The following is a 23,434-nucleotide window of genomic DNA, read 5'->3' on the forward strand; positions in this document are numbered from 1 at the left end:
GGCGGTGCGGTCAGCTGTCCGAGGTGACGCGCAGGACTTCCTCGACCGTGGTCAGTCCCATCACGGATTTGCGGATGCCGTCGTCGTACATGGTGTGCATGCCTTCCAGCAGGGCCTGCTCCTCGATCTTGCGGGCCGGCGCGTTGGCCATCACCAGTCGGCGGATGTCGTCGCTCATGACCAGGAGTTCGGTGATCGCCAGCCGGCCCTTGTAGCCGTTGCCGTCGCAGGCCTCGCAGCCGACCGGCCGGTACAGGTGAATGGTGCGCTCGTCGCTGAAGTTCCAGAGCTTCAGCTCCGCCGCCACCTCGGGCATGGGCTCGTAGGCTTCCCGGCAGTGCGAGCACAGCCGGCGCACCAGACGCTGGCCGAGGATGCCGTTCACGGTCGAGGTGATCAGGTAGTCCTCGAGGCCCATGTCCAGCAGGCGGGTGACGCCGCCGGCGGCGTCGTTGGTGTGCAGGGTCGACAGCACCAGGTGGCCGGTCAGCGCCGACTGCACGGCGATGCGGGCGGTCTCGATGTCGCGCATCTCGCCGATCATGATGACGTCGGGGTCCTGGCGGACGATGGAACGCAGCGCCGAGGCGAACGTGAGGCCGATCTGCGGCTTGGTCTGGATCTGGTTGACCCCCTCCAGCTGGTATTCGACCGGATCCTCGACCGTGATGATCTTGCGGTCGGGCGTATTGATCTTGTGCAGCGCGGTATACAGCGTGGTGCTCTTGCCGCTGCCGGTCGGGCCGGTGATGAGGATGATGCCGTGGGGCTGTTCCAGCACGTCGAGGAAGCGCCGCAGCGCCTCGCCCTCGAAGCCCAGGGTGGCGAAGTCGAACTTGATGCTTTCCTTGTGCAGCAGGCGGATGACCACGCTCTCGCCATACAGGGTCGGCACGGTCGAAACGCGCAGGTCCAGTTCCTTGCCCTGTACCTGCAACTTGATGCGGCCGTCCTGTGGCAGCCGGCGCTCGGCGATGTTGAGCTTGGCCATGATCTTGATGCGCGAGATCACGGCGGCGGTGGAGCGCACCGGCGGCGACTCGACTTCCTTGAGCACGCCATCGATGCGGAAGCGCACCTTCAGGGTTTGCTCGAACGGTTCGACATGGATGTCCGAGGCGCGCATTTCCACCGCCCGCTGCATGATCAGGTTGACCATGCGGATGACCGGCGCCTCCGATGCCAGATCCTTGAGGTGCTCGACGTCGGCTTCGTTGATGTCCTCGTCGCTGCCGAAGGTATCGACGATCTCGCCCATCAGCGACTTGCCGGGGCCGAGCTGGGTTTCCAGCGCCCGGTCGATTTCGGTGCCGAGGCCGACGCGGGCGCTCACCGGCCGGTCGCAGGCAAGGGCAATCGCATCGAGCAGTTCCTGGTCGAAAGGATCGGTGACGGCCACCACGACCTGATCGTCGTTGGCAGCCAGCCCTACCATGTGGTTTTCCTTGAGAAAGCGGACGGAGATGGTTTCCGGCAGGGGCGAGGTGTCCGGGTAGTCGTCCGGTGTGACCAGGGGGCAGCCGCTGACATCCGCGAGAATCTCGGCCGTGTCGCGCTCGGAAACCACGCCCAGCTTGACCAGCAGCGCGGGAATGCGCGATTCGTCGGTCTGGGTCGCGAGCCGCTGGGCACGGATGATCTCGGTTTCCCTGAGCTTCCCGCGCGCGACCAGCTCCCGGGCAAAGCGCTGGTAGCGCGGGGCCTGCGGTTCCGCTTCCGGCGGGGTTTCGGGTAAGGCGGTGTCCTGGAGTTCGGCAGCCAAGGCGGAGTCGTCGTCTTCGTGGAAAGCTGGCGCCCTCGGGTATCGAGGGGAGGGCCTGATCGTGGGTCTCAGAGTGTACACGAAAGCCCTGTTCCGGCGGTTGCGCCCGCGCGAATGCGCGGGCGGGGCCGGACAGCTCTGCGCCGCGGGCTTGCGGCTTCGGCTATCATGGCCAACCCTGAAATTCCCGTGTGACCTCGGTATGAATGTGCTTCCCTCCGAAATGCTGGAACGTTTTGCCGGGCGTGGCCTGTTGCTGGACCGCTCGGGGCCGGACCTGGCCTGCTGCCGCATCGCGCCCATCGAGGATTGCGGTCCCGGCGATCTGGTCTTCATCGACCACGCCAAGTATCTGGAGCCGGTGCGCCGGTGTCGGCCGGCAGGCGTGGTGACCACCGAGGCGCTGGCCCGGGAACTCGCGGACGAGCCGGATATGGCGGTGCTCATCGCGCCCAATGTGCGCCTGGCCATGGCGATCCTCAAGCAGACCTACGCCGATCGCGACGTGCGTGCCAGCGAGTGGCCGCGCATCCATCCCGCCGCCGTCATCCACGAAAGCGTTGCCGTGCCCGGGGATGTGCTGGTCGGGCCGGGTGCCGTCATCGGCCGGAATGTGCTGCTGGGGCCTGGCGTGGTGGTGATGGCGAACGCGGTGATCGAGCATGGGGCGATGATCGGCGCCCGTTCGGTGCTGCACCCGGGTTGCGTCGTCGGCTACGACTGCGAGATCGGTGCCGATGTCATCCTCAAGGCCGGCTGTGTCATCGGCTCCGAGGGGTTCGGCTTCGCCCAGGACGAGCGCCGGCGCAATTACCGCATTCCCCATACCGGCAAGGTCATCATCGAGGATCGCGTCGTCATCGGCGCGAACACCAACATCGATCGCGGCACCTATGGCGCCACCCTCGTGCGTGCGGGTGCCGTGATCGACGCCATGTGCCATCTCGGCCACAACGTCGAGATCGGCGAGGACAGCATCCTCTGTGCCCACACGGGGCTGTCCGGTTCCACCAGGTTTGGCCGGCGCGTGATCGCCTCGGGTCAGACCGGTACCCTGGATCACGTGACGGTGCCGGACGACGTGGTCCTCCTGCACCGGGCCGGTCTCAACAGCAGCATCAAGGCCCCCGGCATGTACGCCGGCGGCCCGGTGCAGCCGTTGCAGCAATACCTCAAGAACATGGCGATCATGCCCCGGCTGCATGAGATGTGGACACGGCTCAAGGCAGTCGAGAAGCGTCTGGCCGAACTCGCGGCCGCATCCTCCAGGGAGAGTTGACCGATGCGGCGCATCGGCAGGGCCATGGCGGGCCTGAAGGCGGGCATCAGCGACGTCAAGTGGCTGGGGCTGTTCCTGGGGCTGTTCGTCCTGCCCTGGATCGTGCTGTTCGTCTGGTTCGGCCTGGTGCCCTGGGTTGCGGATCTGTTCGGCAGCCGCGCGCCGCAGAACCTGGGGGTGAAATATGCCGCCGCCGACCTGAAACGCTTCGAGGCCAAGTCGGGCGTCAAGCTGGGCGCGCCGCCCCCCGCTCTGCCGGTTGCGCCGGCATCCCCGGGCCAGCCGCCCCGTCCCGCGCCGCAACCACCCGCCGCGCCCAAGCCGGTGGACATGACCCTGTCGCAGGAGGAACTGTCCGCGGCGCTCAACTCCCTGGGGGCCAGGCTGCTGCCGCTGCGTGACGTTCAGGTCAGGCTGGGTCCGGGAGCCATGGAGCTTTCCGGCGCGCTGGATGGCTCAAGGCTCGGCGACTTCCTCAAGACCGTCGGGGTGCGCGAGAAGGATGCCGAAAGCATCACCCGCTGGGTGGGCGCGCTGGGCGACAATCTGCCCGTCTACGCCAAGGCTGCCGGCGGCGTCGAGAATGGCGAGCTGAGCGCCCAGTTGCAGCGCCTGCAGGTCGGCGGCCTCGACATTCCGCGCGAGCAGCTCGACCGCATCGCCAAAAACGGCTTCCACGCCAGCTTGGGCGCCAGGGAAGGCTATGCCGTGCAGACGCTCACCCTGCAGGCCGGAGCCCTGCGGTTCATCGGCGCGCTGCCGCCGAATCTCGGCGCGAGCAGGGCACCCTGACGGCAGGTGCTGATGGCGGGACCTGAGCCTGTGCTTGAATGGCGGGCATGGTGAGGCGAACCCCGCTCCCGCTGGGTTGCCGGACGGACTGAGCCGCCTGCGCAGCCCTACATCCAGGCGATGGGCGCCATGTGGTCGGTGCCCCGGGGGCGTGTGCGGCGATCGGGCCGCATGACGCCACTCAGGCCAGCGTATCGCCTCGGTACGAGATGGCTGCTTGATGCCCATGTTGATGCCCATGCCTTCGCGGCTCGCCCGCATCGTCCATCCGGCATCTGCCTCTGCTGCTGTTCACCTCTCCTCCCGGCCGTATGCCGAATGTTCGCTGCGGTTGCCCGCCAAGGATCGGCATGCTCTGCTGCGAACGGGTCGACCGCAATCCTCTCATGATGTCCTGGTGACCTGAGACCTGACCGGGTACCCTCGCTTTGTCCCGGGCGCCCATGCTGTCGAGGCCAATTGTGACCGGCGGGTCTCGAATTGTCGGTATCCCTTCTCATCGCTCAACGTAGCGTCGGGGCGATGTCTCGCCCGTTTACGTTCCTGTCGCGCGCCAATATTGGGGTCATGGCCGGATGCACGAAGCGATTGTCGCTCAGAGTCAAGTGGTTCGCGGTAACGGCCGACTGGAACTTCGCGTCGCTTGCATCCGCGTGGTTGGCCGCGAGTGTTTATCGGGAGGACCCAGACGGCGTCGATGACGCAGGGTGTCTGTGGCCATGTTGATCAGTGTTTTCTGATTATTGTGGCGAGACCTCCATGGATTCGGTTCCATAGCTATGGATTCGGGTCCACATTTTTGTTATTCTGACGAATGACTTTTTTTATCAGTCCGTAATGAATCAATGCCTTGCGAGATTGGCATGCATGATGCGAGATATTCGGCGCGAAGCAATCTGCTGTTCGCATTTCATGCCACCCTGAAGGGTGATATTCGCTTAACTGATCAAGAGGAATTGCAACAATGGCAAAGATTCAGAAATCCACGGATTCTTCCAGCCTGGCCGAAGTTGTCGACCGCATTCTGGATAAAGGCATCGTAATTGATGCATGGGTTAAAGTTTCGCTGGTCGGCATCGAGTTGCTCTCTGTTGAGGCTCGCGTGGTCGTGGCTTCCGTAGAAACCTATCTGAAGTACGCTGAGGCGATTGGTCTGACTGCAAGCGCAGCAGCCCCGGCCTGAGCCTATATAACTAGGTATTGACGCTGTTTCGTGAGCGGTTCGTTTCCCCTGGAACTGCTCACGGAATGGTATCTCACATGCAGAATTTGGTTCCAAAGTTCTTATTGGGAGAAAATCATGGGGCGCTTAACTGAAGACATGACGCGCTTGCGTCAGGAGATCGAAAGCGGTCGGGATAGTCGTGCCGATAAGCGGCGTGTGCTGGGTTTGGATATTGAGGAGCAGCGCGGAGCAACACAGCTATTTCTGCGGGATGTCAAATCGCGTCGGCTGGTGGCTGCCAGGCGTGATGCGCTTGCTCGGGCTGATTTCATCTCAAGTAATGCCACCTCCGTGTCCAGATTCCTGGCCGATACGGCAGCAAACCAGGCTGCCAGCGCACGCGAGGCCGCGCGGACCCGCAGGGAATTTGTAACCCGCATAGCAAACGAAACAGTGGCGCACCTTGGCGGTTTTCGGCGGAGTTTTGAAGCGGCATCCGCAAGAGCAGCCCAGGAGCGCAATGACTTTGTCAATGCGCTGGGTTCTTCCGTGGCGAAGGAGTTGGACGGAGTCAGAGCTCGGCGCAAGAAAAATGCGGATATCGACGCGCTTGAGCGCCAGAGGTTCGTGAATGATGTAGGGAAGTCCGTGGCCAACCTTTTGCAGGAAAACGCAGAGAGCCGTGCGGAATCCTCAGCGAAAACGGCTGCTGGCCTGGGGGCCTTCGTGCGTGACCTGGCAGGGACGGTAAGCAACTTGCTCAATGACTATTCCGATGACCGGTCGGGTGCTCGTGAGGGTTTCTTTGGAAGGCGTGCCGCCACCAGGCATCCGGCAGTGCCGGCGTCGACGTCACCCTCTCAGTCTGTTACGGAATCAATACCTCAGCCCAAGGCTGCACCGACTGTTGCGGAGGATAGTGACGAATCGCGCCTTCAGGGACTCGAGGCTTCGAAAAGCGAGGTCATGGCAGCGGATGTCGTCGAGGAGATGAAGGAGGTTCCGGCGGATGTGGGTAAATTTAGCCTTCCTGGCTCTGGTAAGGGCAAGGGTAAGAAGTAAGTTGCATGGATTGCTTGCCCAAGGCAGGTTGCTTCCGGCGATAGATCTCCGTTGTAGAGGAACGTTGGTATCTTGAGGCGCTCTCGCCGCGGGCATAAGCCGGGTGTGGTCGCTGGCCGCGCCGGAGTTGGGCGCCTCTCGACATGAACAGGTCTAGGGTATTGCGGCTGTCAGCCGTGAGATTTCGTGCTCCCTGGCAGGCGTATTGAATGGCGGTAGATTGGAGATTCTTAATGGAACATTCGAATATGGCTTTGGTGGATGACTCATCAAGCGACAGGGTTGTCCCGGTGGCCAGTGATACCTTTGTTTTGTCTCCTTATGTGAAAGGTATTGTCGATCGTGCAATCTCGTACTTGGAAGCCGGCTATCCAGTGCATTTCGCAGGCCCCTCAGGTACAGGAAAGACAACGCTTGCTTTTCATCTTGCCTCTCGCTGGGGAAGGCCCGTTACCCTGATGCAGGGAAATGAGGAATTTGTCAGCTCTGATCTGACGGGAAAGGATGTCGGCTATCGTAAGAGCAAGCTAGTCGACAACTTCATCAGTTCTGTTCTCAAGACAGAAGAGGAGATGCGGCGAGTCTGGGTGGACAATCGCCTGACAACGGCTTGCCGAAATGGCGACATGCTGATTTATGACGAGTTCAACAGGTCAAGGCCGGAAACCAATAACGTATTATTGTCGGTGCTTGCCGAGGGGGTCTTGAACTTGCCGGGGCTTCGAGGAAGTGCCGAGGGCTTTATGGAGGTTTCCGGAGACTTTCGTGCCGTGTTCACCTCGAATCCGGAAGAGTATGCCGGTACCCATAAGACCCAGGATGCCCTGCTGGATAGAATGATTACGATCAAGCTGGATCATCCGGACAGGGAGACGGAGATCCAGATTGTGCATAGCCATTCCGGGATGCCAGCTACAGAAGCCGCCTACATCGTTGATATTGTCAGAGAGCTTCGTGGCGATGAGAATAAATCCAGGCCATCGTTGAGGTCAGGCATCGCAATCGCTCGTGTCCTCAAGATGAAAGGCATAGTGCCACGCTATGGAGAACCGCTTTTCCATGCGATTTGCTACGATGGTCTCAGCATGGATACGGCAAAGATAAGCAATGGTGGTCGATCCATGTATCAGGCCATGATCGATCAAGTCATCTCGAAGGTTTGTCCGCCGGCGGAAACCATGCGGCATCTGAACAGGAAGGACCTGCGGTCTGTCATGGAAATCGTGGAGTGATGATATGGGGACCCGTACCCGTCCTCCCAAATCCCTGTCCGATATCAAAACGCATTCCGGACGGGTAAGTCGTGGCGATCAGAGCTACCGTGACTATTTCCAGGCAGGTGCACTGGAGCTTGAGAAGTGGCGTAGAGAGCGCGAGCGCGAGGCCTCTCTGCGGCGGCTGAGTGTCATCAATGATCGGATTGCTCAGATCAATCATGAAAAATCCATCTTGCTGGGAGGGGTCTTGGCTGAGGACCTTCGCAAGTCTGAAACCGGCTCGAGCTTGGTTGAAAAACCTCCCAGAGGAGTGCGTATAAAATATTAATTAAGGAGGTATGCCATGATTCCCGTGCGCACCAGCCAGAGTATTCGAACCCATCGGCATGCCCGTAATTATCGTTTCTTGAAAACGATGACGGGACCCCATCAATTGTTTGAGGCCATAGGGCTGCAAGTCCATGAGCTGTGTCGGCTGGCTCAGCGGCTGGATAACCAGTTTCGCGATGCCCTGCGCAGAGGAAGTTTATAGTGAGTATTCATAAGAGATCGTCTCATTTGCCCAAAATCCTTTACGCTATCTGCCAGGTTGACGTGGATCCACTGAGATTTGGAGCGTCCCAGGGGTTGGAGGGGGCGCAGGTTTATTGTGTCGAGGATAACGGTCTTGTTGCAGTGGTTTCGGATGTGGCGACGGGTAAGGTTCGTCCTGACCGGAGAAGCCTTACGGCATATCAGGCTGTTTTGCACGACTTGGTCGAGAAAACCACTGTTTTGCCGTTAAGATTTGGAACTATATCAAAAAATCAAATCTGCGTACAAAACCTCTTGGCAAGGAATAGGAAGGCTATTCTTGATCAGCTCAAGAAAGTGAATGGTTGTGTGGAGATGGGGCTGCGTGTCTCCTGGGACGTGGCCAATATATATGATTTCTTTATCGGCACCCATGCGGCTCTCAGGGATGCGCGTGACGAACTGGTAAACGACGAGACAGCGGGTAGGGATGAGCGCATTCAGCTTGGTCGTTTGTACGAATCATTTCTCAATGCGGATAGAAGATATCACACGGACCGCGTGAAAAATCTGCTGGTTGAATATTGTGAAGACATTGTTGTCGGTGAGCTGAAGCGCGAAAAAGATGTGATGAACCTCGCCTGTCTTGTGAGGCGTACCCGGATGGATGAATTCGTTAAAGGGGTTTTCGAGGTATCAAAGCTTTTTGATAACGACTATCTTTTTGATTACTCGGGGCCTTGGGCTCCGCATAATTTTGCGCGGATTGATCTCAAGGTTGCCTCGCCTGCCAATGATGTCGCCTGACCTGAAGTAAGATAACGCCCTTTGTCAGGGTTTTAGGTATGCTGCGTCTTTTTTATGGATGACGGCTTGACCAGCATGCAAGCAAGGGTGCTGGTCGATTTGGTCAGAGTTGGCTTTGGCTGTCTGGCTCCATGATAAAGGTCTCCCGCCGCGAAATCATTCATGCTCATCGTTGACGATATTCTTCTGTTTCCGTTTCGTGGCATTCGCTGGATATTCGAGCAAATTCATGATATTGCGACAGAGGAGCTTGAAGGGGAGGCTGATCGAATCCGTGAGGCACTAACCGATCTCTACATGATGTTAGAAACTGGGCAGATCACTGATGAAGAGTTTGATGAAAAAGAGCGGGAATATCTGGATCGGCTTGAAGTCCTTGAGCGTGATATGTCATCGCAAGATGAGGAGGGTGAGGTGGCTGATTCCGCTGAGGACTAGTACGGGATGGGCAGGGTCAGTCCCTGCAGGTGCGTACGGTATACCATTGAGCTAGTTCCGTGTCACACAGGGTGAGCTTGGCTAGGCAAGACGGTGTTGGTGGGGTTGGCTTACCTCTGTTTCTGAGCGCGGAATCAATTAGGCTTGTCTTCTTTTGCGGCAAAGGCGGTGTCGGCAAGACGACTTGCGCCACAAGTGCAGCGTTGCGGTTTGCCATCCAGAATCCAACTAAATCAGTACTGATATTGTCCACTGACCCGGCTCATTCGCTGAAGATGGTGCTCGACGAAGGCGGGCATCCTGAAAACTTATCGATGCTTGAGCTGGATGCTGCATCGGCATTGCATGCCTTCAAGGAAGACAATGAATCCTTGTTGAAAGAAATCGCGGATCGTGGCACTTTCCTGGATAAGGAGGATATTGAGAAGTTGATGAGCCTTTCCATGCCCGGCATGGATGAGGTTGCCGCATATCTTGCTCTGTCCGATCTGGTCAATCAAGATGTCTATGACCGGATCTTTATCGATACTGCACCTACTGGGCATACTCTCAGACTCGTCCAGATGCCTGAATTGGCTAAGCGCTGGCTTGATGCCCTGGACGCGTTGCTGGCGAAGCATCGCTTCATGCGGCGGCGATTCGCAAAAAATGATGTTCTAGATCACCTCGACCAGTTTTTGCTTCGGATGAATGGCTCAATCGAGAAGTTTGTGTCGAGCCTTAAAAATCCGTCACTCTGCAATTTTGTCGTTGTTCTTCTGGCAGAGTGGATGAGTATTGCAGAATCGCGAGATTTGATCAAGGCGCTCCATGAGGCGGGAATGCCGGTCCGTGAGGTGATTATCAATCGGCGGGTTCCCATCAACCATTGTATGAGTTGTCAGGATGCCAAGCATCGTCAGGATAGTGCGTTGAGGAGCGATTGGGGCAGTCTAAAGGCTTTCTCTCTGTGGGAGCTCCCGTTATTTGCCGATGAACCAGCTCTTGAGCGTCTTTCAGGCGTATGGAACTCGGTCTCGCGAGTGACGGGCCCACCCAGGCTCAGCGTGATGGCCGCGCACTTACCGCCCCACGTAGATCGTCCTTGCGCCATCTCATCTCTCAAACGTCAGATTCTCATTTTTGCGGGAAAAGGGGGGGTTGGCAAGACAACAATGGCTTGCGCGACTGCTCTGCGCATGGCCGCCGAGCTTGATGGGAGAGTGCTGTTGATGTCTGTTGATCCCGCTCATTCGCTGAGTGATTGTCTGGGCGTCAAGATTGGTCAGAAGCCAACCGTGGTGGGTGAGAATCTTGATGCTCAAGAGCTCAACGCCGATCATCTTTTCCGCATGGTAAGGGACAACTACAGGAAGGAGATCGAGTCCTTTTTGACCGGTGTGCTGCCACATATGGATGTCACCTTTGATCGGGAGGCAATTGAAAGTCTACTGGATCTCGCACCGTCAGGCCTTGATGAGGTGATGGCGCTCAGTACGTTAAGCGATCATGCTCGGGAAGATAAGTATGCGATGATCGTGCTTGATAGTGCGCCCAGCGGTCATATGCTGCGCCTTTTCGAGTTGCCAGATATTCTCGAATCCTGGTTGAAGCAGTTTTTCCTGCTCTTATTGAAGTATAGGCAGGTAGTGCGGCTGCCTAAAGTGTCGCAGCAGCTGGTCAAGTTCTCGCGTGACCTGAAATTTCTGCGAGAGCTTGCCGGGGATCCCGGCAGGACCGCCGTGGTGACAGTGACTCATCCCACGGACCTGTCTGTTGCCAAGACGCTGGATATGTTGGAGCAGTTGAGGGTGCTGAAAATGGCTGTCGAACTTATTATCGTAAACCAGCTGACGCCCCGATCGAATTGCGATTTATGCAACAGTCTCCGCAGGCGCGAGGAAAATGCCATTCGGCGTCTCGATGATCACGTTGATGTCGATCTCTTGCGTGTTGCCAGGCAGAGCGATCCTAAGGGGATTGCTGGGCTTTTGGCACTGGGACACCGTCTCTATCAATGACAGGGCTGCGCATGAGACAGGTTGGGCATGGGTATCAAAAGAATGGTCGGAGGTATGACAAATACCCCCGTATATGCATCCCTGCCTTGCACTTCTGTCAAGGCAATGGATTATGGAATTTCCTTATTTCAATATATCTGGTGGAAGGAGTTTTTTGATGAGTCGTTCAGTCGCAGTGGGCGAGAACCAACACGTTAGTCTTTGCGAAGCGCTAGACCGGATCCTGAACAAGGGAGCGGTAATCGTGGCCGATGTGACGTTGTCAGTGGCGAATGTGGATTTGTTATACCTGAGTCTTCAGGCATTGGTGACTTCCATAGAGTCGGGAAGCGCGCCACCTTCGGGGAGGGAGCATGGCCGAACCCTCTGAATCCGGCGGCTTGCTGCCTGGCGAAGGCCTCTCGCTCAGTCAAAGTCTTCCCGCGCGTTTGGACATCGATGCGGAGAGTGTCAGGAATGGGCTGGCGCAACTCGCCATGACGATCATAATGTTGATTCATGAGCTTCTGGAAAGGCAGGCGATACGGCGAATGGACGCTGGCAATCTATCCGACGAGGAGATTGAGCGGCTTGGGTTGACCCTGATGCGTCAGGCAGAAGAGATTGAGCGCATGTGTCAGGTTTTTGGTCTTGACAAGAAAGATTTGAATATCGATCTCGGCCCGCTGGGGAGGCTTTTGTGATACGCAAGCGACGGGGCTAACAATGAATAACAGAAAACTATCTCACTCGACCGACTCCACAACGGTGGCCGATCTTTTGGAGCGGCTGCTCGACAAAGGTGTGGTCATCAGTGGTGACATTCGCATCAAACTGGTTGAGGTTGAGTTGCTCTCCATCGAAATACGTCTTCTCATCTGCTCGGTTGACAAGGCGCTGGAGATGGGATTGGACTGGTGGCGAGGCAATCCAGCCTTCGACGCGAAGGCCAGAGCCAACCAGGTTATATCCGATGAGGGTGCTATCGATGCGATTGAACAGCGCTTGGCAAGGATCGAGGAGGCGCTCTTGACATCGCGCAGTTGAGCCAAAAGGCAAACATTTCGATGAGTGTCGAGCAGAAAACCTCTCTACGACAGCGGGTGTTGCTGGTGGTACCGGTTGTGCATTCTGCTGTTGATCTGGGGTCGCATGGGGAGTCGACTGATACTGCTGCACAAGAGTTCTGGCTTACGGTTGTCAAAGGGATTGAAAGTTCTGGCCTGCGTGCGCTTCCCATGAAGGTCTATCAAGATGGCTTGCCAATTTGTAACTATGTGGATCGAATCGTCGATGATCTCGCGGGTGCGGGGAGCCTTAATTTTCGCATTATCCAATACTTGAGAGACGCGGGTGCGGAAATTGTTGGTACGGAACCCGGCGATCTTCTTGTTGAGGAATACCAATTGCAGCAGCAGCTCAGGGGCAGTGGCCGTGTCGGGGATGAGAGTATAAGGAGTCTCGGTGAGCATCTCCTTCGCTGTCGGGATGAGGCGATCGCCACAAGGATTGGCGAAACTCTGGATGCCAATGAGATTGGCTTGTTGTTCATTGGTGTTATGCACCACGTCGAGAAATATCTTCCTGATGATATAGCCTTACGCTATCCCTTTGGCCGTCCAGGCCGTCGCGAAGGGGGTATCTAGTGGCCGTAAAAGGCAGCCCCATCGTTCTTGTCGTCGACGATGAAAGGGAGCTGTGCGGGCTGATACAGATGCTTCTCGAGTCTCAGGGCTATCGAGTCGTTGTTGCGCACGATGGCGCAACAGCTATGCGGCTAGTCAATGATATCAAGCCGGATGCGATGTTGCTTGACTCCGTGATGCCGGAGCCAAATGGTATGGCGGTTCTTGGATATGTTCGCGACCAGTCACCTGGCCTGCCCGTTATCATGATGTCGGCATATCCTGGCATGAACAGCGCAATATGCGCGATCAAGGCTGGGGCGTGGGAGTACCTGCCGAAACCTTTTCAGAACGAGAATCTCGTCGAGCTGGTTAACCGAGCAGTTGCTTCGCGGATGGCGCCGCAATCTGCCGAGGCAATGGGGACAAAAGCTGCTGCTTACGCAAGCCTGATGAAGTCAATGGGGTCAAGCTCCCTGATTCAGGAGCTGGCTGAGAACATTGTTAGGGTGGCCAGAACCGACTATTCGGTGCTTATCCAGGGTGAAACCGGTACCGGGAAAGAGCTGGTGGCCAGACATATTCATATGGCCAGCAAGCGCGCGGCAGGCCCCTTTGTTGCCGTGGATTGTGGCGCACTTCAGGATACTTTGGTTGAAAACGAGCTGTTTGGTCATGACAAGGGCTCCTATACGGGGGCATATGCTGCCGTAAAGGGCAAGTTTGAGCAGGCATACGGTGGCACATTGTTTCTGGATGAGCTGGGTAACCTGTCGCTGGTGGCGCAGGGCAAGCTGCTCCGGGCTTTGCAGGAGAGAGTGGTATACAGGGTTGGTGGCTGCATGCCGGTCAGGGTCGATATACGATTGGTGGCGGCCACGAACGAGAATCTGATGGAAGAAATTGTACGAGGGCGATTCCGAGAAGACCTCTATTACAGGCCGAACGAGTTCAATTTGCATCTTCCGCCGCTTCGCAGTCGGCCAGCCGATATACCTTATCTCGTTGACAGATTTTTAAGGGAGGCTTGTGCTGAACTGCATCGTTCGCTGCCACAGGTCGATGAGCGAGCCATGGCAAAATTGGTGGAGTATTCCTGGCCAGGTAATGTTCGTCAGTTAAGAACCAAAATTCGGAGAGCGCTTATCTCCTGTGGGGAAAGGATCGAGGAATCCAGTCTGGGGCAGGCTTCCCAGTTGCTGGAGGATGGCTTGTTGTCACCGGTCAATTACGAATCTGGTGCGGGTCTTGGGAATGCTGCTGCCATACAGGCTATGTTGGCCGATGGTCTCACATTCAAGGAAATAGTCCAAAGGATTGTGGCAAAGACGGAGGTCGAGGTCATAGAGGTTTGCCTGAAATCCAGTAAGGGTAACAAGGCAGAAGTGGCTCGAAAACTCAAGATTGATTACAAAACTCTCTTCAACAAGCTTAAGCGATACAAGCTGGAGGCGTGATATGGCGAAAGATTATGGTGATAAGGGGTCAGGGAATGTAGAGGGTATTTTCAAGGGGCTTGGTGAGTTGCTGGACAAGCTGGGTCAGCTTGCGGAAAAAGGTGAGCAGCTCAAGCGGTCAGGCGAATTCGATTTTACTTCAGGCGGCAGGCCTGGCAAGGGTGTTTTCGGGTTTACTGTGAAGACCGGCATCCGTGGAGATGATGAGGTTTCGGTGGAGCCGTTTGGCAATATAAAGCAGGATCCCAAGACGGGCGAAGCAGTGGTTCAGGAAGTCTCTGATCCTCTGGTCGATATCCTCGATGAGGATGACCATATCCTGCTTCTGGCAGAGATGCCAGGGGTTGGGCAAGAAGACATCAAGCTTGAGTTGAATGGCGATGTTATTACTATTGATGCCGCCAAGGGGGTGAAGAAATACTATAAGGAAATTGTCCTGCCGATGGCATTCGGCATGGATGACATGAGTCATGCTTCCCGCAATGGAATTCTTGAAATAAAGCTCAGGAAGCAACCGCATGTCTGATACGAGCATCAAGCTGAAGGTGTTTGAGGCACTGCCTAAGGATGCGGGGCGTGCCTATGCGCGTATCGATCCCGTGATCATTAAGCAACTGGGTCTTCAGGTAGGAGACATTGTATCTGTTGTTGGCAAGACAAGTACCGTCGCCAAGCTCATGCCTTCCTATCCTGACATGCGGGGGAGGGATGCCGTCCAGCTGGACGGCGTGACCCGGAGAAATGCTACGATAAGCCTTGATGAGAAGGCAAGTATAGTGCCGGCCAAATGCATGCCGGCGCAGCGGGTTGTTTTGAGCAATGGTTCCATCAATCCGGGCGAGCGTGATCTGGCTTATATTGGCAGCCTTATTGATGGCCTCCCGGTCATCAAGGGCGACCTGGTCCAGGTGCGATTATTCGGGAGCCGAACCGCCGAGTTCAGGGTTGAAGAGACGCAGCCTCAAGGTCCGGTGCTCATAAACCCAACGACCAGTCTTCTTGTCAAGGAGGCGCGGGGCAAACAAGAAGAACTCGCGAGCCAGTCTCTGTCATATGAAGACGTTGGCGGATTGCGCGGGCAGGTTCAGCGAATTCGTGAAATGATCGAATTGCCTCTGAAATACCCTGAAATATTTCAGCGTCTCGGCATAGACCCTCCGAAAGGAGTGCTTCTGAGCGGTCCTCCTGGGTGTGGGAAGACATTGATAGCTGTTGCGTCCCGCGAGATTATATTCCTTTAAGGAGTTATGCTTTGTTTGAGGCTCGAAGCATTCTTCGGGAGGTGTTTGGTTGTGACGTACAGGGGAAAACCGCATGAACATCCGTCTTCATCAGCAGGCTCGTACGACACCTGCGATTCGTCGGGAGATTCAATCTTCCTCTCTGAGTGAACGGGCGCTGGCCCGCCTTTACAACACCACCCGCTCGACCATCCGCAAGTGGAGGAAACGTGACGACGTGGCGGACGCATCGCACCGTCCTCACCAGCTGCAAACCACTTTGACACTGGCCCAGGAAAGCATTGTGGTGTATCTGAGAACCGCCTTGCAGTTGCCTCTGGATGATTTGTTGACAGTGACGCGAGAGTTCCTCAATCCAGCGGTGTCCCGCTCCGGCCTGGACCGGTGTTTACGTCGTCATGGTGTGTCCAACCTGAAGGCCCTGCAACCCCGGGCATCGCGACCTGTCGTAAAACCGTTCAAGGCCTACGAACCGGGCTTTGTGCACATCGATGTCAAATACCTGCCGGCCATTGAGGGTGACCCTCGACGCTATCTCTTCGTTGCCATTGATCGGGCGACGCGCTGGGTCTTCATTGCGGTGAAGAAAGACCGCACCGCACTGTCAGCCAAAGCCTTCTTGAAAGCCTTGATTCAGGCCGCACCCTTCCGTATTCAGAAATGCCTGACCGACAATGGCTCCGAATTCACCGATCGCTGTCTGCGCCGCGAACAGGGCCCCTCAGGGGAGCACACCTTTGATCGCGCCTGCGCCGAACAGGACATCGAGCATCGCCTGATACCGCCACGCCACCCCCAAACCAACGGCATGGTCGAGCGCTTCAATGGCAGGATTGCCGAGGTACTGCAAACCCACCATTTCGAATCCACAGAGGACCTCGAAGCCACATTGCATCGATACACGCACCTTTACAACCACCACATCCCGCAAAAAGCCTTGAACCATCGATCACCGGTGCAGAGCATGAAAGAATGGCAGTCTTCACACCCTCATCTCTTTCGAAAAAAGGTTTATCAGCTCACGGGACTCGACAGATAGCCCGTATTATCGCTCAAGAGACTGATGCAAGATTCTTTACGATCAGCGGGCCTGAGGTTGTCCATAAGTTCTATGGCGAAAGCGAGGCGCATCTCCGCAGGATATTTGAGGAGGCGTCCAAGCGAGGGCCGAGCATTATCTTCCTTGATGAGATTGATGCGATCGCGCCCCGGCGGGACAAGGTCACAGGAGATGTCGAGAAGCGCATCGTTGCGCAACTTCTGGCCTTGATGGATGGGTTGAAGCGTCGTGGCAATTTGATTGTCATTGCCGCCACCAACCTACCCAATGCAATTGATCCCGCGCTGCGCCGGCCGGGAAGATTCGATCGGGAAATTAATATCCCGATTCCGGATCGTACGGGTCGTCTTGAAATACTCGATATCCATAGTCGTGGCATGCCGCTGGCCGATGATGTCGATGTGGCTGAGATCGCCGAGATCACGCACGGTTATGTCGGTGCAGATCTTGAAGCCCTTTGTCGTGAAGCGGCAATGAGTGCGCTGCGTAGGTTATTGCCGGCGATTGATCTTGCCATGGCTGAAATTCCCTATGATCAACTCGCGAGTCTCCATGTGACCATGGACGACTTTCAAGGTGCCTTGCATGAAGTAACACCATCGGCCATTCGCGAGGTTTTTGTCGATATTCCAGATGTCCGCTGGGCTGATGTGGGAGGGTTGGCTGATGTGCGGCAGATGCTTGCTGAGGCTGTCTTGTGGCCAATCAACTATCCAGAGCGATACGAAGCTGCTGGTATAAAGCCACCAAAAGGGCTCTTGCTCGTGGGGCCGCCAGGTGTGGGTAAGACTTTGATCGCCAAGGCCGCTGCGAATGAAAGCGGTGTCAATGTTATCTCGGTCAAAGGACCGGCCCTGATGTCCAAGTTCATCGGCGAGTCAGAACAGGGGGTTCGCGAACTGTTTGCGAAGGCTCGGCAGGCAGCGCCATGCATCATTTTTCTGGACGAAGTCGATGCCTTGATTCCTGCCAGGGGGGAGTCAGGTACCGATTCGCATGTTGCCGAGCGGGTCCTGAGTCAATTTCTTGCGGAAATGGATGGGCTTGAGGAGTTGAAAGGGGTGTTCGTTCTCGGAGCCACCAATCGTGTGGATTTGATTGATCCTGCCATGCTTCGCCCGGGAAGGTTCGATGACGTCATTCATATTCCTCTTCCAAGTCAAAGCGCTCGTGAGGAGATACTGAAGATTCATTTGCGCAACAAGCCGCTCAAACATGACGTCGATATCCAGCTCCTGGCCAGCAGATGTGCCGGTGCAAGTGGTGCCGAACTGGCTGCAATCTGCAATCGTGCGGCACTGAGTGCCTTGAGGCGCAATGTTGAGGTCAGCCAGGCTGGTCCTGAGGAAAAGCATCCCATCGAAGTGACGCCTGAAGATTTGGAAAGCGCTCTTCTTGAAGTCATTCAGGTCCGGGAATGATGCATCTTCGTGACGGTCAGGCGATTTATGTCTATGGATTCTGTCATCTGAACACCCGGTTACCCGAGGCGGAATTCGGCGGCCAGCCTGGCCAACCGCGGGTGGAGGCCATCAAGGTTGGACGGATTTGTGTCATAGCAAGCTTCGTGAGCCGTCAGGACTTTGAAGGCGAACAAGCCGAAGCAAACCTGAAAGACCCGCTTTGGTTAACGCCACGTCTTTATAATCATGCCTTGGTGCTGGAGAAAGCCATTGACGCTGGAGGTGCGGTATATCCGGTAGGATTTGGGACGCTTTTTTCCTCTGTGGACGCCCTCAAGGATGCACTGATTAAACTTGAGCCTACCATTCGTGCCCAGCTGGATCGGATTGAAGGATGCGAGGAATGGGCCTTGGACATAGAGATGGACGAGGATCAAGCGCTTGATATGATGCTGCAGGAGGGCGTCAGTCGCGGTGATCTGATTCTGTCGCCATCGCTAGGGCGCAGGCATCTCGAAATGCAGCGCTACCGGAGCGAACTCAGGCAACGACTGCCAATATGGCTGGCGCAGCATTTGAGGGCTCTCAGGGAAGCCTTGGGGGATGGCGCGGAGATGTGGTCCGAGCGACAGGTCAAGCCAGGCAAGGTTGCCAATTGGGCATTCTTGGTTCGCAAAGAAAACATAGCACGCTTCAAGATTCAGATTGATGCCACGCAACCTGGCGAGAGGGTCTGGGGGCTCAGCTTGCGCCTCACCGGCCCATGGCCTGCCTATTCCTTTTGTGATGCACGGTAATTCGGTGTTGGAGATTCTGGCAGTGGCGGGTCACGCCTACCGGCTGACGGAGGATATCGGGGTATCTTGCTATCGATCCGGAGCGCTCTGTGGAATTGCACGCGAAGTCGTTGCGGCAAAGGATTTTACCGATGTCGCCGAGGCTTTGGCCTACGGGAAACTCGTTGATCGTTTGCATGGCCTTGGAACCATCATTCCGATGCGATTTGGCTCCGTGGCGGCGAGTCACGCAGATCTGCTGGTGTTACTGAAGAGACGAAAAACTGAATTCCTTGAGCGGCTATCGAGTCTCGATGGCTGTGTCGAAATGTCGATAAGGCTTGCCTTCCTGAACGACCAAGCACAGGCGAATCAGGGGGCCGAGACCCCATCATCACCGTCACTGCCTGGAACATCCTATCTGTTGCGGCTGCGTGAAAAGCACAAACCATACGGTGATCTCCAGCATGATCTTGATCGCGTCGAATTCGCTGTCCGAGACCTCATCAGGGAGGCATGGCGAGAGATTCGCAACGCTCCCGGAGAGCATATCGCCCATGGCTATTATCTGGTTCCTAGATGCTCTGTGGACGTTTTTCTTGACAGGGTCGAGCGTTTGGGTATCAGCGGTGCTGCATGCGTGACGGGGCCGTGGACCCCCTGGAACTTCGCTTGTCGAAGGAATGCTGTCTGACCGCCTTTTGAGTGCTCGTCGGTCTTGAACATGCACGAAAACTCCTCATTGGCTGAAGCGCTTCTGGATGTGATTCCGTCGTCGGTCCTGTTGATCGATGACCGCCTCAAGATCACATATGCGAACAGAAATTTTATCGTCAAGTCCCTGCGAAGCGAGAGGGAAACCATCGGCCACCATATTTCAAAAGCATTTCCGCAGATCATGCTTGAAAACACCGATTTTCAGGAGCGGATCTGCGAGGTTTTTGTTACCCGCGCTCCAGTCAAGGGGCAGCGCATGACGTATCGGGCGCCAGGCGTGCCTATTCGGATTTACTATTATTCCATTTTGCCGTTACAGGATTATTTGGTCATGCTGGTGATGGAGGATGTCACCGAACAGGTAAGGCTTTCCAGTGAGGTACGGCGTATTGAGGGGCATCTCGCCTCGGTGGTGGAGTCGGCCCATGATATTGTGCTGTCCACGGATGTCGATGGGAATATCCTGACGTGGAATGCTGCTGCCGAGAGGTTTTCCGGCCTTTCGGCGGCCGAGGTGACTGGCGAGCCTTTTTGCAAGTACTTTACTGAAGAGTATCAGCGGACGGTCAAGCGGGTGTTCGGGCAGGTTGTCATGATGGGGGACTCCAAGACGCAGGAGGCGGAGTTCTATACATCATCCGGCGATAAGGCTCTCGTCTCGTGGGTATTCTCACCAATGATTGATGATTATAACCAGACAACGGGATTCGTGGTTGTCGGGCGGGATCTGACGGAGCCAAGAAAGCTTGAGAGGCTGCTTCTTCAGTCGCAAAAGCTTGCAGCCCTCGGCGTCATGGCTGGAGGGATTGCCCATGAGATAAGGAACCCACTCGCAATATGCTATTCCGCAGCGCAGTTTCTGGTGGACGACAGCCTCTCTCCGGAACTCAGGAAGCAATGCTCCTTGAAGATCCAGGCGGGTATAAAGAAAGCATCCGATATTATTGAAAACCTATTGCGGTTTGCTCGCCCATCCCAGTCAAACGAAATGGTCGAGACGGACCTGCTGGCTGTGCTTCGGGATACCATCGAATTGGTGTCGCATCAGGCGCTGGTCCAGAAGATTCAAGTCAAAAAAGACTTCAAGGACGTCCATGTAACCATCCGTGGCGTGGCTGGACTCTTGCAGCAGGTTTTCATGAACATCATGCTGAATGCCATCAATGCGATGGGTGATGGTGGCGCGATGATCGTCCGCCAGTGGTCCACGGTCAATTGGGTTGAGGTCGCGATAGAGGATACGGGGATAGGGATATCGCCAGAGGATCTTGATCGCATATTTGATCCCTTTATATCGCTGAATCCGAAAGTGAAGGGGACAGGTCTGGGGCTTTCGATATCCCATGCGATCATTCAGCAGCACCTCGGCACCATAGAGGCCGAGAGCGCGATTGGCAAGGGCACAAAAATCAGGGTGCGTCTGCCGATAATATGATGGACAGGTTGGGTGGGCGTATTCTGATAGTCGACGATGACCCTGACTTGTGCTGGGCCTTGGGATGGTTGGTGGTATCGAGGGGGTTGGACAGTCGTGTCGTTCACCGCGGTGAGGATGCTATTGCCGCCATCCTCTCGGAGGCATTCGACCTTGTGTTCCTGGACGCCAAACTGCCGGATTTGGATGGTCTCGACGTGGTCAAGCGGCTACGGTCGGGCGGATATTATTACCCTCCCGTTGTGATGGTCACGGGATATCATTATTGCGATGATCCGGTCATTCGGGAGGCTCTGATGACAGGCATGATTAGAGGCTTTGTCGCCAAGCCTTTCGATCATGATGATATTCTTGGCATGATTGAGCGGTTTTGCGGTTGCTGAGCATGACCATCATTGCTGGGCAGAGCACTGCTCGGCGCCCATGGCGGATCTTGCGTATTGATTCACGCACTGAAAAGGGCCTGCCGCCGGCTAGTGTGGTGAGGAATGCCATATTTGCCGGCCTCGAATCCGGTGGTACAGGCCCGAGCCGTTACAGTGTCGTGCAGCGGCTGTTTTTCAGGTCCTCGTTTGTGCGGGGGATGACCACACAGTCGTGATGGCCGCCGAAATTGGGCAGGAATCCCAAGGGTTCCAGCGTATCCTGGCGGAAGATGAATACGCCGGCGGACAGCCGCTGGAACCCGCTGAAGATCTGGAACACGTATTTGCCGTCATAACTGACCGACATGGTCTGGCAATCCGGTCCGATGTTGACGAATTTCTTGATGATCTTCCAGGTCCGGGTGTCGACCACCACGCAGGCACTGTCGTGGGGTCTCGGATACAGCACCGAGACGAACATCTTGCTGCCGTCGACCGAGAAACAGAGGTGGAACGGGCTGGGGAATTCGCCCACCCAGGCTGGGTCCTTCACATAGGTGATTTTCTTCCAGTTCAGCGGATCCGGATCGGAGGTGTCGAACACCGCCATGTTGTTCTGCTGGATGTTGTTCATCATGGTGTAGTGCCTGCCATCGGGGGAGAATCCCGCTTCATGGCCGACGCACTTGACGTCATCGAAATGACACTCCCAGACATCCGGGCTGGAGGAGACCCGGGTAATCTTCAGCATGCCCGGCGAGCCTTCCGGGTTGTGCAGTACGCAAACCGGCTCCCATGTGGTGCGGTCGATGATGATCGACGAGGACAGCATGCGGATGACCAGGGCGGAGTAACGGTTGCCGGGATGATGCACCACGGCGTCCAGGCCGGTGAGGCTGCGCGGATCGGCGCCGGGCAGTTCGCCCTTTTCGACCAGGTTCTCGGCCATCGGCACCATTTCCCAGTCGATCTTGTTGCCGCGCGTGCCTTCCAGGTCGAATTTGCCGGTTTCCTTGGGCTTGACCAGGCGCGTGAGGCGCAGGGTGCCGCCCTTGGTCCAGTTTTCCTCTAGGGTGCCCTCCCTGACCTTGCCGATCCAGTCGGCGCGAAAGGCCTGGATGACGCTGGTTTTCCGGTTCAGCGGCGGACGATCGAAGAATGCGCCGATGTCTTTCTGGCCATCGGCGGAGGCAAAACCGGTAGCGTCGGGGTAGACGGTGATATGGACGCCGAGACCGATGCCGGTGGATTCGGCGATGTCCTCGACCAGATTCATCGACTGCCCGTCGAAATGGACCCGGTAGAGATGATTGCCCTGTCCAAAGCGGTCAAGCAGGCCGCGTTCCTTGATCCTGGTGTCGAGGCCGTAAATCATGACGTTGTCGCCGCCCTGTGTGGAGTTGACGAACTCGAACCCCTGGTATGGATCGGGCGATGGGTAGGCGGCCAGATGGTGGGAGATCGGGCAGGTGTCGCCGTAGTTCCAGTAGGATATCCAGGCTAGGGTTTTGCCACTGCCCAGATCGACCGCATGGCTGCCGCCGCCCAGTTTTTCGGGCGCCAGGTAGATGTAGTTGCCAAGATCCTCCTTGCAGAGCCGCAATCTGGAGGCGTCCACCACCGGAATCCCATCCTTGCCCGACAGATCGGGTGGAGCTACCGGAGCTTTGCTGCTGCCCGGTGAATCGGCCTGGGCTGTCCGGGACAGGCTTGCCAGCACGCCGCCGCCCAGCAGGGCGGTCCCAAATCCGCCGGCCAGACCCAGGATATCTCGCCGAGTCATGCCGTTTTGCGGGAGCAGGTGGTCGGTTTCTTCACTCATCAGATATCTCCAGGTAGGCGGGACGTCACGAAGCGTCCCCTGTCGGTCGTGTCGGCGTGAGGCTTTCCGGATGCCCCGCGAACCGGTTGTGGGCGGGGGTGGTCTGCGCTGTTTGCCATCAGGTTGCCGTTGCCCGTCTTGCCCGAGGCATCTGGTCGACGGCGGTACGATTGCCAGTGATGGCGCGCCCATGCCGAGAACTGGCGCCGGGGTTTCCGGTGATGTTTCCAATCTCTGGCAATCAATGCCTCGGTCGCGGCAATCGCGTGGTGAGTTCCCCGCCGTGGGTTCCGGGCCACGAAATCGATCACCTGCCTTCATCGGGCAGGCAGCTTGCCCGCCGCGCCGAGTATAGCCGACCGCCCGGTTTGCAGTCGCGCGGGGCGGGGTGCGTGATACCGGCGAAAGCGATAGGCTACCGGCGACCCGATATGAGCACGTCGCCGGCGGGCGGGCGTTCATCCTCGTGGTGCGCCCGATACGAATGCCGGGTCCTGACGACGGCTGGCCACCGGGTTG

General features: G+C 56.7%; 23 protein-coding genes. 21 read left to right on the top strand and 2 right to left on the bottom strand.

Annotated elements, in window-relative coordinates:
* Positions 1–10: 10 nt before the first annotated feature.
* On the bottom strand, positions 11–1,672 hold the full coding sequence (gene gspE, locus ACH5N8_RS01895) for a type II secretion system ATPase GspE (protein WP_483283161.1): 1,662 nt from the start codon (positions 1,670–1,672) through the stop codon (positions 11–13).
* 292 nt (positions 1,673–1,964) lie between these two features.
* Between gspE and lpxD the strand changes: the two genes are divergently transcribed.
* From lpxD to ACH5N8_RS02000, 21 genes are all read left to right on the top strand, one after another.
* Positions 1,965–3,041 (top strand): UDP-3-O-(3-hydroxymyristoyl)glucosamine N-acyltransferase, encoded by a 1,077-nt coding sequence (gene lpxD / locus ACH5N8_RS01900; protein WP_460027078.1) that lies wholly within the window; start codon positions 1,965–1,967, stop codon positions 3,039–3,041.
* Positions 3,042–3,044: 3 nt separating this feature from the next.
* Positions 3,045–3,833 (top strand): hypothetical protein, encoded by a 789-nt coding sequence (locus tag ACH5N8_RS01905; protein ID WP_483282285.1) that lies wholly within the window; start codon positions 3,045–3,047, stop codon positions 3,831–3,833.
* Positions 3,834–4,797: 964 nt separating this feature from the next.
* Positions 4,798–5,016: a gas vesicle structural protein GvpA gene (gene gvpA / locus ACH5N8_RS01910; RefSeq protein WP_460027080.1), complete on the top strand. Its 219-nt coding sequence runs from the start codon at positions 4,798–4,800 to the stop codon at positions 5,014–5,016.
* A 30-nt stretch (positions 5,017–5,046) separates the two neighbouring features.
* A complete protein-coding gene (locus ACH5N8_RS01915; RefSeq protein ID WP_483282286.1) occupies positions 5,047–6,060 on the top strand; it encodes a hypothetical protein in 1,014 nt (337 codons plus the stop codon).
* A 233-nt stretch (positions 6,061–6,293) separates the two neighbouring features.
* Entirely contained in the window at positions 6,294–7,292 is a 999-nt protein-coding gene (gvpN, locus tag ACH5N8_RS01920) for a gas vesicle protein GvpN (RefSeq protein WP_483282287.1), read from the top strand.
* A 516-nt stretch (positions 7,293–7,808) separates the two neighbouring features.
* The gene (locus ACH5N8_RS01925; protein ID WP_483282288.1) at positions 7,809–8,597 is read left to right on the top strand and encodes a GvpL/GvpF family gas vesicle protein; all 789 of its coding nucleotides are present in this window, start codon (positions 7,809–7,811) and stop codon (positions 8,595–8,597) included.
* 162 nt (positions 8,598–8,759) lie between these two features.
* Positions 8,760–9,035 carry a gas vesicle protein GvpG gene (locus ACH5N8_RS01930; RefSeq protein ID WP_460027085.1) on the top strand — a complete coding sequence of 92 codons (276 nt, stop codon included), beginning with the start codon at positions 8,760–8,762 and terminating at the stop codon, positions 9,033–9,035.
* 77 nt (positions 9,036–9,112) lie between these two features.
* Positions 9,113–11,035 carry an ArsA family ATPase gene (locus tag ACH5N8_RS01935; protein ID WP_483282289.1) on the top strand — a complete coding sequence of 641 codons (1,923 nt, stop codon included), beginning with the start codon at positions 9,113–9,115 and terminating at the stop codon, positions 11,033–11,035.
* A gap of 157 nt (positions 11,036–11,192) precedes the next feature.
* Positions 11,193–11,405 carry a gas vesicle protein gene (locus ACH5N8_RS01940; protein ID WP_483282290.1) on the top strand — a complete coding sequence of 71 codons (213 nt, stop codon included), beginning with the start codon at positions 11,193–11,195 and terminating at the stop codon, positions 11,403–11,405.
* The gene (locus tag ACH5N8_RS01945) at positions 11,389–11,718 is read left to right on the top strand and encodes a gas vesicle protein K (RefSeq protein WP_483282291.1); all 330 of its coding nucleotides are present in this window, start codon (positions 11,389–11,391) and stop codon (positions 11,716–11,718) included. Before ACH5N8_RS01940 ends, ACH5N8_RS01945 begins: the two co-directional genes overlap by 17 nt.
* Positions 11,719–11,740: 22 nt before the next feature.
* On the top strand, positions 11,741–12,061 hold the full coding sequence (locus ACH5N8_RS01950) for a gas vesicle protein (protein WP_483282292.1): 321 nt from the start codon (positions 11,741–11,743) through the stop codon (positions 12,059–12,061).
* Positions 12,062–12,081: 20 nt separating this feature from the next.
* Positions 12,082–12,660, top strand: coding sequence for a hypothetical protein (locus ACH5N8_RS01955; RefSeq protein WP_483282293.1), 579 nt, complete (start codon positions 12,082–12,084; stop codon positions 12,658–12,660).
* The gene (locus ACH5N8_RS01960) at positions 12,660–14,096 is read left to right on the top strand and encodes a sigma-54-dependent transcriptional regulator (protein WP_483282294.1); all 1,437 of its coding nucleotides are present in this window, start codon (positions 12,660–12,662) and stop codon (positions 14,094–14,096) included. The genes ACH5N8_RS01955 and ACH5N8_RS01960 overlap by 1 nt, the downstream gene beginning before the upstream one ends.
* 1 nt (position 14,097) lies before the next feature.
* The gene (locus tag ACH5N8_RS01965) at positions 14,098–14,622 is read left to right on the top strand and encodes an Hsp20/alpha crystallin family protein (protein WP_483282295.1); all 525 of its coding nucleotides are present in this window, start codon (positions 14,098–14,100) and stop codon (positions 14,620–14,622) included.
* On the top strand, positions 14,615–15,337 hold the full coding sequence (locus ACH5N8_RS01970; protein ID WP_483282296.1) for a hypothetical protein: 723 nt from the start codon (positions 14,615–14,617) through the stop codon (positions 15,335–15,337). The genes ACH5N8_RS01965 and ACH5N8_RS01970 overlap by 8 nt, the downstream gene beginning before the upstream one ends.
* Positions 15,338–15,410: 73 nt before the next feature.
* Entirely contained in the window at positions 15,411–16,376 is a 966-nt protein-coding gene (locus tag ACH5N8_RS01975) for an IS481 family transposase (protein ID WP_483282297.1), read from the top strand.
* Positions 16,310–17,818, top strand: coding sequence for an AAA family ATPase (locus tag ACH5N8_RS01980; RefSeq protein ID WP_483282298.1), 1,509 nt, complete (start codon positions 16,310–16,312; stop codon positions 17,816–17,818). Before ACH5N8_RS01975 ends, ACH5N8_RS01980 begins: the two co-directional genes overlap by 67 nt.
* Positions 17,815–18,597 carry a GvpL/GvpF family gas vesicle protein gene (locus tag ACH5N8_RS01985; RefSeq protein ID WP_483282299.1) on the top strand — a complete coding sequence of 261 codons (783 nt, stop codon included), beginning with the start codon at positions 17,815–17,817 and terminating at the stop codon, positions 18,595–18,597. Before ACH5N8_RS01980 ends, ACH5N8_RS01985 begins: the two co-directional genes overlap by 4 nt.
* A 4-nt stretch (positions 18,598–18,601) precedes the next feature.
* Positions 18,602–19,270 (top strand): GvpL/GvpF family gas vesicle protein, encoded by a 669-nt coding sequence (locus tag ACH5N8_RS01990; protein WP_483282300.1) that lies wholly within the window; start codon positions 18,602–18,604, stop codon positions 19,268–19,270.
* A 30-nt stretch (positions 19,271–19,300) separates the two neighbouring features.
* Complete coding sequence (locus tag ACH5N8_RS01995; protein WP_483282301.1) at positions 19,301–20,728, top strand: two-component system sensor histidine kinase NtrB; 1,428 nt, start codon at positions 19,301–19,303, stop codon at positions 20,726–20,728.
* Positions 20,728–21,111, top strand: a complete 384-nt coding sequence (locus ACH5N8_RS02000) for a response regulator (protein ID WP_483283162.1) — start codon at positions 20,728–20,730, stop codon at positions 21,109–21,111. Before ACH5N8_RS01995 ends, ACH5N8_RS02000 begins: the two co-directional genes overlap by 1 nt.
* A 151-nt stretch (positions 21,112–21,262) precedes the next feature.
* Here ACH5N8_RS02000 and ACH5N8_RS02005 read toward each other — a convergent pair whose 3' ends face one another.
* Positions 21,263–22,915: a hypothetical protein gene (locus ACH5N8_RS02005; protein WP_483282302.1), complete on the bottom strand. Its 1,653-nt coding sequence runs from the start codon at positions 22,913–22,915 to the stop codon at positions 21,263–21,265.
* Positions 22,916–23,434: the final 519 nt, after the last annotated feature.

The organism is Methyloparacoccus sp. NF-16, assembly GCF_056880625.1.

What these genes read in the sequence shown, in the direction of transcription:
- ACH5N8_RS02000 (WP_483283162.1), top strand. Translation starts at nt 20,728, where the DNA reads ATGGACAGGTTGGGTGGGCGTATTCTGATAGTCGACGATGACCCTGAC.
- ACH5N8_RS01940 (WP_483282290.1), top strand. Translation starts at nt 11,193, where the DNA reads ATGAGTCGTTCAGTCGCAGTGGGCGAGAACCAACACGTTAGTCTTTGC.
- ACH5N8_RS01945 (WP_483282291.1), top strand. Translation starts at nt 11,389, where the DNA reads ATGGCCGAACCCTCTGAATCCGGCGGCTTGCTGCCTGGCGAAGGCCTC.
- ACH5N8_RS01970 (WP_483282296.1), top strand. Translation starts at nt 14,615, where the DNA reads ATGTCTGATACGAGCATCAAGCTGAAGGTGTTTGAGGCACTGCCTAAG.
- ACH5N8_RS01950 (WP_483282292.1), top strand. Translation starts at nt 11,741, where the DNA reads ATGAATAACAGAAAACTATCTCACTCGACCGACTCCACAACGGTGGCC.
- ACH5N8_RS01930 (WP_460027085.1), top strand. Translation starts at nt 8,760, where the DNA reads ATGCTCATCGTTGACGATATTCTTCTGTTTCCGTTTCGTGGCATTCGC.
- ACH5N8_RS01980 (WP_483282298.1), top strand. Translation starts at nt 16,310, where the DNA reads ATGGCAGTCTTCACACCCTCATCTCTTTCGAAAAAAGGTTTATCAGCT.
- lpxD (WP_460027078.1), top strand. Translation starts at nt 1,965, where the DNA reads ATGAATGTGCTTCCCTCCGAAATGCTGGAACGTTTTGCCGGGCGTGGC.
- gvpN (WP_483282287.1), top strand. Translation starts at nt 6,294, where the DNA reads ATGGAACATTCGAATATGGCTTTGGTGGATGACTCATCAAGCGACAGG.
- ACH5N8_RS01955 (WP_483282293.1), top strand. Translation starts at nt 12,082, where the DNA reads ATGAGTGTCGAGCAGAAAACCTCTCTACGACAGCGGGTGTTGCTGGTG.
- ACH5N8_RS02005 (WP_483282302.1), bottom strand. Translation starts at nt 22,915, where the DNA reads ATGAGTGAAGAAACCGACCACCTGCTCCCGCAAAACGGCATGACTCGG.
- ACH5N8_RS01985 (WP_483282299.1), top strand. Translation starts at nt 17,815, where the DNA reads ATGATGCATCTTCGTGACGGTCAGGCGATTTATGTCTATGGATTCTGT.
- ACH5N8_RS01905 (WP_483282285.1), top strand. Translation starts at nt 3,045, where the DNA reads ATGCGGCGCATCGGCAGGGCCATGGCGGGCCTGAAGGCGGGCATCAGC.
- ACH5N8_RS01995 (WP_483282301.1), top strand. Translation starts at nt 19,301, where the DNA reads ATGCACGAAAACTCCTCATTGGCTGAAGCGCTTCTGGATGTGATTCCG.
- ACH5N8_RS01965 (WP_483282295.1), top strand. Translation starts at nt 14,098, where the DNA reads ATGGCGAAAGATTATGGTGATAAGGGGTCAGGGAATGTAGAGGGTATT.
- ACH5N8_RS01975 (WP_483282297.1), top strand. Translation starts at nt 15,411, where the DNA reads ATGAACATCCGTCTTCATCAGCAGGCTCGTACGACACCTGCGATTCGT.
- gvpA (WP_460027080.1), top strand. Translation starts at nt 4,798, where the DNA reads ATGGCAAAGATTCAGAAATCCACGGATTCTTCCAGCCTGGCCGAAGTT.